The 11,443-nt window shown below is 58.7% G+C and carries 12 protein-coding genes; all 12 read right to left on the bottom strand.

The window, feature by feature from the left end; all coding sequences use genetic code 11:
- Positions 1-83: 83 nt before the first annotated feature.
- Genes ABDW13_RS07425 through ABDW13_RS07370 form a run of 12 tightly spaced genes read right to left on the bottom strand, consistent with a single transcriptional unit; the run spans position 84 to position 11,438 of the window.
- Complete coding sequence (locus ABDW13_RS07425; RefSeq protein ID WP_343551855.1) at positions 84-1,319, bottom strand: beta-ketoacyl-ACP synthase; 1,236 nt, start codon at positions 1,317-1,319, stop codon at positions 84-86.
- Entirely contained in the window at positions 1,316-2,047 is a 732-nt protein-coding gene (locus ABDW13_RS07420) for a 3-ketoacyl-ACP reductase FabG2 (protein ID WP_343551854.1), read from the bottom strand. The genes ABDW13_RS07425 and ABDW13_RS07420 overlap by 4 nt, the downstream gene beginning before the upstream one ends.
- On the bottom strand, positions 2,044-2,517 hold the full coding sequence (locus ABDW13_RS07415) for a hotdog family protein (RefSeq protein WP_343551853.1): 474 nt from the start codon (positions 2,515-2,517) through the stop codon (positions 2,044-2,046). The genes ABDW13_RS07420 and ABDW13_RS07415 overlap by 4 nt, the downstream gene beginning before the upstream one ends.
- Positions 2,510-3,667: a beta-ketoacyl-[acyl-carrier-protein] synthase family protein gene (locus tag ABDW13_RS07410; protein WP_343551852.1), complete on the bottom strand. Its 1,158-nt coding sequence runs from the start codon at positions 3,665-3,667 to the stop codon at positions 2,510-2,512. Before ABDW13_RS07410 ends, ABDW13_RS07415 begins: the two co-directional genes overlap by 8 nt.
- Complete coding sequence (locus tag ABDW13_RS07405) at positions 3,664-4,230, bottom strand: DUF3261 domain-containing protein (RefSeq protein ID WP_343551850.1); 567 nt, start codon at positions 4,228-4,230, stop codon at positions 3,664-3,666. Before ABDW13_RS07405 ends, ABDW13_RS07410 begins: the two co-directional genes overlap by 4 nt.
- Positions 4,227-6,548 carry an MMPL family transporter gene (locus ABDW13_RS07400; protein ID WP_343551849.1) on the bottom strand — a complete coding sequence of 774 codons (2,322 nt, stop codon included), beginning with the start codon at positions 6,546-6,548 and terminating at the stop codon, positions 4,227-4,229. The genes ABDW13_RS07405 and ABDW13_RS07400 overlap by 4 nt, the downstream gene beginning before the upstream one ends.
- Positions 6,514-7,125: an outer membrane lipoprotein carrier protein LolA gene (locus tag ABDW13_RS07395; protein ID WP_343551848.1), complete on the bottom strand. Its 612-nt coding sequence runs from the start codon at positions 7,123-7,125 to the stop codon at positions 6,514-6,516. Before ABDW13_RS07395 ends, ABDW13_RS07400 begins: the two co-directional genes overlap by 35 nt.
- Complete coding sequence (locus ABDW13_RS07390; protein WP_343551847.1) at positions 7,122-7,538, bottom strand: thioesterase family protein; 417 nt, start codon at positions 7,536-7,538, stop codon at positions 7,122-7,124. The genes ABDW13_RS07395 and ABDW13_RS07390 overlap by 4 nt, the downstream gene beginning before the upstream one ends.
- Complete coding sequence (locus tag ABDW13_RS07385) at positions 7,531-9,225, bottom strand: glycosyltransferase (protein ID WP_343551846.1); 1,695 nt, start codon at positions 9,223-9,225, stop codon at positions 7,531-7,533. Before ABDW13_RS07385 ends, ABDW13_RS07390 begins: the two co-directional genes overlap by 8 nt.
- Positions 9,219-9,566: a hydroxymyristoyl-ACP dehydratase gene (locus ABDW13_RS07380; protein WP_343551844.1), complete on the bottom strand. Its 348-nt coding sequence runs from the start codon at positions 9,564-9,566 to the stop codon at positions 9,219-9,221. Before ABDW13_RS07380 ends, ABDW13_RS07385 begins: the two co-directional genes overlap by 7 nt.
- On the bottom strand, positions 9,553-10,881 hold the full coding sequence (locus tag ABDW13_RS07375; RefSeq protein ID WP_343551843.1) for an AMP-binding protein: 1,329 nt from the start codon (positions 10,879-10,881) through the stop codon (positions 9,553-9,555). The genes ABDW13_RS07380 and ABDW13_RS07375 overlap by 14 nt, the downstream gene beginning before the upstream one ends.
- Entirely contained in the window at positions 10,878-11,438 is a 561-nt protein-coding gene (locus ABDW13_RS07370) for a hypothetical protein (protein ID WP_343551842.1), read from the bottom strand. The genes ABDW13_RS07375 and ABDW13_RS07370 overlap by 4 nt, the downstream gene beginning before the upstream one ends.
- Between the last annotated feature and the right edge of the window lie 5 nt (positions 11,439-11,443).

The raw sequence follows: 11,443 nt of genomic DNA, 5'->3' as shown, positions 1-11,443 counted from the left end.
CCATAAATGGCGACCCTACGGGCGAAGTGCGAGGTTTTGTAGGGTCGCCATTTATGGTGACCTGGTTTTAGATAGGGGCAGAATTACGCTTCGCGCCAGCGCTTAAACACCAACGACGTATTAATCCCGCCAAAGGCGAAATTGTTAGATTGGATATAATCCGTCTCCAGATGACGCGCTTCGCCGATGATGTAATCCAGCTCTCCGCACTCCGCCGCCGGTTGCGACAGGTTCAACGTCGGCGCGAACCAACCTTCTCGCATCATCTCAATACTCATCCACGCTTCCAGTGCACCACAAGCGCCCAAGGTATGACCGAAATAGCTTTTCAGGGAAGAGATTGGCGTGCTGTTACCAAAAATCGCCGCAGTGGCCTGACTTTCTGCAATATCCCCGCGATCGGTGGCGGTGCCGTGCGCATTGATGTAGCCAATTTGCTCGGGCGTCACACCGGCGGTTTTCAGCGCGCGCTCAATACAAATCTGCATGGTTTCACGCTGCGGCTGAGTGATATGCGCGGCGTCGCAGTTAGTGTGGAAACCCACCAGCTCGGCATAAATGGTGGCACCGCGCGCCTGCGCATGCTCCAGCGATTCGAGAATCAAGGTGCCCGCGCCTTCGCCAATCACCAATCCGTCGCGCTGCTGATCAAACGGCGCTGGCGAAGTATGCGGCGCATCATTGCGCTGGCTGGTGGCGAACAGCGTATCGAACACCGCCGCTTCTGATGGACACAACTCTTCCGCGCCACCAGCGACCATCACGGTTTGATAGCCGTGGCGAATCGCTTCCCACGCATAACCAATCGCCTGGCTGCCAGAGGTACAGGCGCTGGAAGTTGGGATCACCCGGCCGCGCAGACCAAAGAACAAACCGGCATTGACCGCCGTGGTGTGCGGCATCATCTGCACATAAGTAGTGCCGGTAATATTGTTGGTGTGCTTTTCGGTCAGCATGGTAGCGAATTCGCTCACCGGGCCGGTGCTGCCGGTAGAAGAGCCGTAAGCAATGCCGGTTTCGCCGCTGGTCAGCACCGGATGATCGATCAATCCCGCCTGCTCCAGCGCCAATTCGGTGGCGCGCGTCGCCATCAACGAAACGCGGCCCATTGAACGAATGCGTTTGCGTGTGTAATGCGCCGGCGGCGCGAAATCATCAACCGGCGCGCCCAGCAGCGTGTGCAAGCCATCGTACACCTGCCATTCAGGCATATGGCGCACCGCATTTTTGCCCTGTTTGATGCGATCGGCGATCGCGCTCCAGCTTTCGCCAAACGCCGTCACGCCGCCCATGCCGGTTACCACTACACGCTGAATCACAGCATACCTCCATTGATTGAAATCACCTGACGCGTGACGTAGCCCGCGATATCCGACATCAAGTAGCTGGCCAGTCCGGCGACTTCATCCGCCGCGCCCATACGCTTCATCGGAATGATTTTCAGCGCTTCATCAATCACCACTGGCTCAAGATCGGTCATGCCGGTATCAATCAAGCCCGGCGCGATGCAGTTGACGGTGATTTTGCGCTTCGCCAATTCAATCGCCAGCGCTTTGGTGGCACCAATAATCCCAGCTTTCGCCGCGCTGTAGTTGACCTGACCGCGATTGCCCATGATGCCGGAAACCGATGACAAGGTAATGATGCGCCCACCTTTGCGCAGGCCGATCATCGGCATCACGCAGGGTTGAATCACGTTGTAGAAACTGTCGAGATTGGTGTGGATCACGCTATCCCACTCGTCTTCGGTCAGCGCCGGAAATGCCGCGTCACGGGTAATACCGGCATTGCTGATCACGCCGTAATACGCGCCGTGTGCCGCGATATCCTGTTCCAACGCGGCGCGTGTGGCATCGCGCTGAGCCACGTCAAACTGCAAACTGCGACCACGGCCGCCCGCCGCAACGATATCGGCAAGCGTGTTTTCCGCGCCTGCGCTATCGCGGTGATAATGCACCACGATGTCAAAACCGTCCTGCGCCAGGCGCAACGCGATGGCGCGGCCAATCCCTTTACTTGCGCCGGTCACTAATACGCTGCGTGTCATGGCTGAAGTCCTTGTTGCAATTGATGTAATTCTTGTTCATCGGGCTGATAAGTATTTAATCGGCCGCTGGCGATCACCTCATCGTTGCAGCGAATTTCACCTTCAAAGCTGCCCAGTTTGTCGTCACGCATCAGCAGGCGCATTTCGATATGCAGCGTGCTGTTGGCGGCAAAAGTGGGATGACTGGCACGATAACCGCGTCCGCCAAGCAACATGCCGGGACGAATGTCACTGTCACCGCGCTGGCGGGCGTGATAACCCGACCACACGCCGACGGTTTGCGCCATGATCTCCACGCCAAACCATGCTGGCAGCTCGCCTTGTGGCGTGAGAAATGGCGCTAACACGCCGCTGGCGTTGATGCTGACGGCACAGATCACGCTGTCATCCACTACCTCAATCACGCGGTCCAGCAGCAACATCGGCGCGCGGTGCGGTAGATAATCGCCAACCGGCAAAAAATCACTCATGAGACTTTCCTACAATCAGGCAGGTATTGTTCCCGCCAAAAGCAAACGAATTTGAAGCAATCACCGGCCGCGCCAAGGGTTGCGCACGGGTGAGTAAACCGCACTCCGGCAACGACATATCGCGGCTCGCAGCGGAGAAATCCTGCGGCGGCAACGGAAGATTGTGTTGCAGAATCAATGCCGCCAACGCCGCTTCGGTCGCGCCTGCTGCGCCTAAGGTGTGACCGGTGAGATGTTTGGTTGAGCTGCACGGCACGCGATCGCCAAACAAGCGATGCACCACCGCCGATTCCACCTGATCGTTGAGCGGCGTCGCGGTGCCGTGCAGGTTGATGTAGCCAACATCCTGCGGCGCTAAATCGGCCTGCTGCAATGCCATCAACATGGCGCGCTCCGCGCCAACGCCTTCAGGATGCGGCGCTGACATGTGCCAGGCATCCGAAGATTCGCCGCAACCGAGCAGCGCCAGCGGCTGCTTTTCGCGCGTTAGCAACAACAGCGCGCCCGCTTCGCCAATCGAAATGCCGTCGCGGTCGGTACTAAACGGCGCGCAATGCCGTTCTGATAGCGACTCAAGGCTGGCAAAGCCGTTGATCGGCATGCGACTCAATGAATCCGCCCCGCCCACCAGCGCCACATCAACGATTCCCGCCTCAATCAGCCGTTGCCCACTGATAATCGCGCGCGCGCTGGAGGAGCAAGCCGTAGAAATGGTGTACGCCGGACCGTCCAGTTGCAGATAGTGCGCCAGAAAACGCGACGGATCGCCGAGTTCCTGCATGCGGTAATCGTAGCCTGGCAAACCGCCAGCCACTTGACGATCGCCTTCATCCACGCCTGAGGTGCTGGTGCCCAGCACAATCGCCACGCGATCGCGGCCATATTGTGCAATCGCCGCATCCAGCGCCAGCCGAAATTGCGCCAGCGCCGCCAGCAACAGCTGATTATTGCGCGTGTTATGCGCCGCCAGGTTCTCAGGAATCGGTGGCAATTCGCCCTGCACTTCGCCCAGCCAGCAGCGCTTACCCGCTTGCAGCCAGCCATCACGCGGCTGCATGCCCGGCGCGCTGCCCGCTTGCAGCTGGGTAGCAATCTGCGCGAGGTCGTTGCCCAATGCGTTAACCATGCCGAAGGCGGAGATGTAAATCATGATGACGCGTCCAGATGTTGGATTTGAATCTGATAGCCAAAGGCACGTTGATCGATGCTGATTGGCTCGCGCACTGCGCCACGTTGCAGATAACGAATCAGCGTCACCACTTCACCCGAAGGATCGCGCAGCTCGCGGCGATCGTCGATATCGGTTAACGTCCAACCGCGCGGTAGCTGCGGCTTCCACGCACTGATCGGCCAATGGCTGAGCATCACATCCGCCAACACCTGACTGGCGGGCGGCATTTCCGGTAGCGCCATCATCTGTTGCGTGTGGATACCGTTTTTATCGTAGGTCACGCGGAACAGGCGAATGCCAAGCGAGGACAAACCCGCCAGGCTCAACTGCTGTGAATCGGCGCTGAGCAGCACCAACAGTGATTGGGTTTTGCCTTTGGCGTGACCAGTCAACAGTTGCTGCTGCTGGAAAGCCGGTGAAATGCCCGGTGCCGGCAGCGTGACGCGCACGCCCGGTTTCAACCACGCGCTTGGGCGATGGTCATTATGCGCTGCACACCCGCCCAGCAGCAGGCTCAACAGCAGCAAAAATCCTGGTCTCATCGTTGCTTCCTTTTCCCCGCTGCCAGCGCCAATGGCGCCAGCAAGAATGCACAAAAAATCCCGCTACACAGCACGGTGCCAAAACCACTGATCGCCGCCGTGCTACTGAACACCAGCATGCCGAGCGTCAGCAACGTGGTGATCATCGCCAGCGTCACCGCCAGCATTGACGTTAACGGCGTACCGCGCGGATTGCTGAAGAACAGCGTGTAATTGATGCCGATGCCAAGCACTAGAATCAGCGCCAGCAAGGCAAACAGGTTTAGGCTGGCTCCGATCCAGCCGAGCGTTGCCAGCGCCGCCGCCAGCGACAACCACGACGGCAACGCGCTACGCATCCCGGCTTTGATGCCGAGCCGCAGCATGTAGCTGGCGGTGATCAATAACAACGCCAGCGCCAGTAATCCACTTAACAGTGTGCGCCAGAAGCGGAACAATTCATCGTAACTGGCTTTGCGATCAACCCAGCTAACGCCCGCTTGCTGCTGCGCCAACTGTTGCAGCGCCGCGCTGTTTTTCACGCCATTGATTGGCACCAGCACGCTGCTGCGTCCATCCGGCAGCGACAACCATAACAGTCGCCAGCCTTCGCTCAGCGGACTTGCCAGCCAATCGGCGGCGGAAACCGGCATCGCCTGCAGATCGGCATTGGCAACGGTGATACCCGCTTGCTTCAGACGCTCAATCACGGTTGGCGCAGCTTGCTGCAATAGCGTGACGTCCTGCTGCTGCTGCGCCAGTGAATTCAGCGGCAGCACGCGGTAACCGGCGAACCAGCCTTGCTGTTGCGCCTGTTGCAACTTCGGCGTTAAAGCACTGAGACGTTGCAGCGCCTGCTGCTCATCATCGCCCCACACCACAAACCAGGTTTGATCGGCTTGCTGCCCGGTGAGTTGCGCCAGTTGGCGATCCTGCGCCAGCAACTGCGCCGGGGCGCTTTGCAGATGAGCGATATCGTCATCGACCCGCAGTTGCACAATACCGCTGGTGGCGTAAATCGCCACTAACGCCGGTAATCCCCATTTTAGCGGGCGATTGCGACGCCAGGCGGCCAGCCAGCGCGCCAGCCACACCATTGCGGGAATCGGCCGCGCCGGCAAACCGCGCACCAGCCACGGATAAAAGCAGATTACCGTCAGGCATGAAGCACTCAATCCGCTGGCAGCGAAGACCGCCAATTGGCGCAAGCCGGGGAACGGTGCCAGCAGCATCAGCAGCCAGGCAATCGCCGTGGTGCCCAGCGCCAGCAACAAAGTGCCGCGCACTTTGTGCAGACTTTGCCACGGCGTGGTGTTTTCGCCATGCACCATGCGTTCGGTCAGATAGTAGAGCGTATAATCGGCCGAGATGCCGACAATGCTGAGGCTCATGACTAGCGTTGTGAGATGCAGCTCACCAAAAAACAGTAAGGTGAAGACGGTTCCCGCCATCGCGCCAATCGCTACCGACAGCGCGCACAGCGCCAGTGGTCGCAGCGAACGAAATACCAGCCACACCAGCAGCAGCAATCCTGCCAGCGTTGCGCTGCCCAAGGTTTCCACATCATGTTGTGCGCGCTGACTGGCATCGTCGCTAAACAGCACCGTGCCGCGCGTCAACAGTTGCGCCTCCGGCCAGCGCGTTTTTAACTGTTGCTCAAGCTGATTCAGCGCCACCACCAGTTGATGACTCTCTTTGATGCTAAACGCATTGCTCGCCAGTTCGCCGTGCAGAAAATACCAGCGGCGCTGTTGCGCATCGTTAACCGTCAACCAACCGTTGTGCAGCACCATTTTGTTGGCGCTTTGCTGCAACGCCAACTGCGCGCCGCGCACCAGCAACAGCGGATCGTTATTGATCTCTTTGCTGCCGACACCGGCAAACGCCGAGAACAATTGCGCCAGAATCCAGTCGGCTTGCGCGTTGCCGCCGTTTTGTAAGCGCGCTCGCGTGGCGGGATCGATTAATCCGTTACGATGCTGAAAGGCATAAGCGCCCCAACGCTGCATCTGATTATCATCCAGCTCGCCGCTCACCTGTTTAAGCATCGGCAAGGCACGCAATTGCTGTTGCCACCACGCGGCAGCCGCATCGCCGTCTTGGTTGTTGGCGCTCACCAGCCACACCAATTGACGATCAAGGCGCTGCATAAATCCTTGCTGAATTTCCGCGGGTGCCTGGCCGAGATTCTGCTGCGGCAACAGCGCTAGCACACTGCTGTTAAGCTGGCTGCGCGGCAACAATAGCGCCAACGCCACTGCCAGCGTCAGACACATCGCCAGCCACAGCAGCGCGAGTTTTTTCTCACTGCGCTGGGGCAAAACGCGCTCGCTCTTCATCGGTCAAGGTGGATGGTTCGGTACGCGTGTTGCTTAAAGTGATCTCGGTTTTATCGCCCTGCTTATCATCCAGCGTGATGCGATTGAGGAATTGCTCACCTTGCAGATCGATGCGGTTAAAGATTTTATTCAGCGGCGCGGCCTTGGGCGTCAGGCCCAACTGCCAGCTGTTGTTGCCGCGATCGTGGAAATCGAGGTCAAAATTCTCGCGCAACACCTTTTCATCGGCCTGGAACAGCGCGCGCAGCAGATGGTTGAACTGGAACATTTGCGGATTGCTGTCGGCGGTGATCACCTGCGGCGGCTGGCCGCTCATACTCTGTACCATACGTTTATCGTCGAGGATCAGCATCAGCGGGAACGGCGTGGCTTGCTGCCACCACAAACCTTGCTGCTGAGCGATCAGTAACTGGCCGCGCGAGACCAGCGGCTGTGACATGCCAGCGATGGTGCGCACCTGAACAAAATTGGCGCGGATCACCGGCTGGCTGGCGAAACGCTGTTGTAATTGTTCCAGCGTTACCGCGCTGGCGCTGCTGCATACCAACAGCAGCAGCATCGATAAAATTCGCATCACGGCTTCACTCCCAGGCGTTCAAACAGAATGTCAGGTGAGACAAAACACATCTCCTGCGTGGTGGCATTGACCGCCACCTGAATGGTGTGGGCTTTGGTGGTCACCTGCCCCGCCGCGTTGCGAATCACGTAATCAATGCGCAAACGATTTTCATACTCGGTAATGCTGGCGACGACGCGCACCGTCTCTTCATAGCGCAACGGCTGGCGATATTTGACGTGGGTATCGACCACCGGCCAAACGTAGCCGCTGGCGGACATTTCACCGTAGCTGTAATTGACGCTGCGCAACAAGGCTTCACGCGCTCGTTCAAAAAAGCGGAAATAGTTGCCGTGCCACACCACGCCCATCGGATCGCAGTCGTGGAACGACACGGTGATCTCCACTTCAGCGCGGTAGTTCGCTTCACTCATCGCGGCTTTTCTCCTCTGGCAATGACCAGAAATCGTAAAAATTAAACCAATCCAGCGGCGCCATCAGCGCATGCTGTTGCAGGCGTTCGGCGTAGCGATCAACGGTGGCTTGTAACGCTTGTTGACGTTGCGCTCGCGGCAGCAACAGCGGATCGGCAAAGGCTTCGCAGTGCACCCGCAGTCGCCCCTGTTCACGCAGCGCAAACATCAGCAATACCGGACAACGCAGCGCCGCCGCCAGTACAAACGGCCCTTGTGGAAACGGCGCGGGGCGGCCCATAAATTCGCTCCACACCACGCGACGTTCGCCGCCGCGCTGGCGATGAACCGCAGTACGATCGCCGACAATCGCCACCCATTCACCGGCATCGAGTTTTTGTTGCAGCAGAATAGCGGTGTCGGGGCCGATATCGGTGACCGGCATCAGATTGACGCCGGCCTGCGGCGCGATGCTTTCCAGCACATCGCGGAAGCGTTGCGCGTTCTCGGTGAACACCAACGCGTTAATCACCAACCCGTTGACCTGCTTCGCCATCGCGCGGCAAGCTTCGATATCGCCCAGATGCGAGGCCAGAATCAGGTGTCCTTTACCCTCGGCAGCGCGAATGGTGGCTTCAGCCCCGGGCGCGAAATCGATGTCGCGTCCCCATTGCAGATCGCCGCGCCAGCTTGCGACTTTATCCAGCATGCTGTAGCCAAAGCGCAGGAAATGGCGATAGCTGTTAATCGGTGCAGGCAGCGCGATGTTCTGCTGCTGTGCCACCGCTTGCACGCGTGTTAACCACTGTTGCGAGGCGGCACGCGCGGCGCGTCCCGTCAGCCAATACACCGCCACCACCGGCCACAACAGCAGCACAAACGGCAAGCGCCCGGCGCGACGATACAGCCACAGCATAAAGCGCAAGCCGCTTTGACCGCGACGTTCCGGCGTGGCCGACCAATGTTGCGCATTGCCACGCTGGCGCAGCAGTTGCGGGATGCGTGGCAACATGCCGAAGAATAGACGTGTATGCATCCACGAAATGCGTAGATTGTCGTGTAAAGCATCAAAGTGCGACAAACCGGTGGCGGGATAGGTCACGCGTGTGGCGATGAAGCGGCTCGGCGTGCCTTGCCAATACAGGCGCACCATGATTTCCGTATCGAAATCCATACGTTGACCAATTGGACGGCGATCGCACAGTTTCAGCGCAGCCGCCAACGGATAGACGCGAAAACCGCACATGCTGTCTTTGATGGAAAACGACAAGGTTTCCACCCATACCCAGAAGTGCGTGATGTAGCGGCCGTACAAACGTGATTTTGGGATTGAACCATCGTAAATCGGCTGGCCGGAGATCAAACTGTGTGGATAACGTTGTGCTTCGGCTAACATGCGCGGCGTGTCTTCCACCTGATGTTGGCCGTCGGCATCCAATTGCAATGCGTGGCTGTAACCGGCGGCCGCAGCGGCACGCATCCCGGCGATCACCGCCGCACCTTTGCCTTGATTATGCGGCAGCGTCAGCACCTGCAATTTTGGTGCACGGAGCGCGGCAATCTGCTGTTTAGTGGCGGCATCGCTGCCGTCATCCACCAGAATAATCGGCAGATCAAACGGTTCCAGCCGCGCCAGCACAGATGCCAGCATGGCGCCGTGGTTGTAACAGGGAATCAGCACGCACGGCTTAAATTCAGCGTTTAACACAGGCGAATTTTCCCGCTGCTGGCAACCGTGCTGCTATCACCGTTGATCAGGCTGTAGCTGAAACTCAGCAGCGATTTTTCAGCGTTCCAGTGCAGTTGCAATTCCAGTTCGGCATCCGGCGGCACCGGCTGCTGAAATTTGATGTTATCAATCGAGGCAAAGGCTTTACCGGGTGCAAGACGTTCAAGGCCGTAATGCAGCGCCCAATCCAACTGCGCCACGCCGGGCAGAATCGCCAAGGTGGGGAAATGACCGCGGAACCAAAACAGATCGGCGGCAGCATGCAGGCGTAACGTCAACACATCGCCCTGCTGCTGGGCTTGCAATTCAACCGGCAACATCAAACAACTCCTCAATTTGCGGCCAGGCGCGCTTACTTTGTGCGGTGACCGGAATGGTGGTCACCACGCGCCAATAGCGTGGCATGGCAACCGGCTCCAGCCAGGGTTGCAATGCCTGCTTCCATTCTCGTTTGCGCTGATGCAGCGTGGCGGCATCAGGCACATCCAGCAACGCCAGCACCACACCAATCGCATGGCGGCCGTGACGTTGCAGCGCCAACGCAGCGGCGTCGGTTACGCCCGGCAACGTCAGCAAGCGGCGCTCGATTTCACTCAGCGACACGCGTTTGTCTTCAATCTTCACCACGCGATCCTGGCGGCCGGCTAATTCAAATTCCCCGCCAGGTTGCTGCACAAGGCGATCATCCAACGCACAACCTTCCGCGCTTTCCAGCAAGGCTGAAAATATGCGCCAGCGCCCGGCTTCTGTCTCGCGCAGCGTCACCTGCGGGAAACAGTGCCAGCGCGCGTTTTCATGCTGCGCGCTGCGCCAGCCAATCACACCGGTTTCGGTGCTGCCATAAATTTCATCAACTGTGCAACTCAACGCCTGCTGCGCCTGTTGCGCAGCTTCCCACGGCAAGGCGCCACCGGCTGAGACGATCAATTCACAGCGCGGAGCGGCGAGTGAGCGATCAAGACGGCGCAAAAATGCCGGGCTGCTGATAAAGGCATAGCATCGCTCGGCCGATTGGTCGGCTAACTGTTCACTGTAGAAGATTTGCTGCGCGGCGAACGGTAAACCCAGCGCCATTGGCAGCACGATGCGAAAACTCAATCCGTACAGATGTTGATGGCTGACAGAAGCAATCATATGGCAATCGCGGAGCCGTTGGCCCCACAAGCTGTACAGCCAGTGCGCTTCTACATCCAGCGCGCGCAGTGATTTCACCACGCGGCGCGGCGTGCCAGTGGAGCCAGATGTGAATAGCACCAGATGGGCATCTTCCGCGATAGGCGGCAATTCACCTTCGGCTAGCGCACCGTCCCAGCGCAGTTGCGTCAGCGAGACGTCCAGCGGCATATCGCTGAGTACGCCATCGAGTTGATCGGCCATCTCTTCTAACTGTGCGGCGCGACAATGACCGGGAATCACCGGTGTTTTGCCGGCATGCCACAGCGCTAAGAGCGCGGCGGTAAAAGCGTAACTGTTATCGAAACACAGCGCCCAATGCTGGCCCGCTTGCTGTTGCAATCGTTGTGATAACGCCTGCACCTGTTGACGCAGCAGCGACAGAGTGAACTGTTGTTGGCCTTGCCAGGCAACGAGGCGATCCGGCGCATTCAGCCAGTCGCGGATACTGCAAACCTTCATGCCTGTTTCCTTATACGCTGACGTAGCAGCCATTCGCCGCCCATCAACGCGCCCATCAGAATATAGCTGATGCCGCCATTCCAAAGCGTCCACAGTTGGAGATTGTTGAGCAGGCAGGTCGCCAGCGCCACGCTGCCATTGAAGATGAAAAAGCCGCACCACACTTGCGTCACGCGCCGCGTGTAGCGCACTGCGCGCGGCGGCAGTTCGGGTTCACGCAGCCGTGCCAGTCTTTCCACCAGCGGCATTGGGCTCCACAATGAACTGCCAAACAGCAGCAGCATCAGCACGTTGACCACCAGCGGATACCACAGCAACAGGTGTTGCGATCGCAGCAGCAAGCTAGCAAGGCACAACAGCGTGCCGACCAGCGCCAGCAGCAGCATCACGCGCCCCATAGCCCCGGTTGCGCGCCGCAAACTCCAGATGCGCAGCACAAACAGCAGCGCCAGCAAGCCCAACATGCCGCGCCATTGTGGCTGCGTGATGGTGAGCCACACTAAAAATGGCCAGGCGAGCAACGTCAGCGCATTTAGCAGCCGCAGAAGCGTGCACATGCCAA

The organism is Pantoea sp., from assembly GCF_039594315.1.
Classification (GTDB): domain Bacteria; phylum Pseudomonadota; class Gammaproteobacteria; order Enterobacterales; family Enterobacteriaceae; genus Pantoea.
This window is presented reverse-complemented; position numbering and strand designations above follow the sequence as displayed.